Genomic DNA, 588 nt, shown 5'->3' on the forward strand with positions numbered 1-588 from the left:
GAGGGCAAGTAGTGAGACGTTCCTCTCCAGTCGCTTGTTGCCGGTGACCGGGACCCGAACCTCGGTCGGCTCGTCGGCCATGCCCCGCTCGCCGGGAAGGTTCGAATGCGTGCTCATGCTTGAGGCTCTCTGATCGCGGTGGCGAGGATGGGGCGGTCTGCGGCTGGATCGTAGGTGGCATCGGACATCGGCGCCTCGCTCCGAAGCCGTCCCGCCAGCGTCATCCAGACGTTGTAGGTCATCACGCCAGCGCCGATCAGGTATAGGATCCCTCCGAACGCGCGCATCAGGTACATCGGGTGAAGCGCTGCGACCGTGTCGACGAAGCTGTTCACAAGATAGCCGTCCGGTCCGTACTCGCGCCACATCAGGCCTTGGGTGATCCCGGCCACCCACATGCTCGCGGCGTAGAAGACGATACCGATGGTCGCGAGCCAGAAGTGCCAGTTGATCATCCGCAGCGAGTACATTCGATCGCGCTTCCACAGTCTCGGCACGAGGTAGTAGACCGCAGCGAACGTAATCAGCCCGTTCCACCCCAGAGCGCCGGCGTGAACGTGACCGATCGTCCAGTCAGTATAGTGGGAT

Annotated in this window: 1 protein-coding gene; it reads right to left on the reverse strand. The window is 62.8% G+C overall.

Features of this window, described 5'->3' with window-relative positions; all coding sequences use genetic code 11:
• Positions 1 to 113: 113 nt before the first annotated feature.
• Positions 114 to 588: cbb3-type cytochrome c oxidase subunit I (locus ACK4S7_RS13160; RefSeq protein WP_409647710.1), on the reverse strand; the 475-nt coding region annotated here is incomplete at its 5' end.

It is taken from the genome of Sphingorhabdus sp. (genome assembly GCF_046292425.1).
In the GTDB taxonomy this organism is placed as follows: domain Bacteria; phylum Pseudomonadota; class Alphaproteobacteria; order Sphingomonadales; family Sphingomonadaceae; genus Sphingorhabdus_B.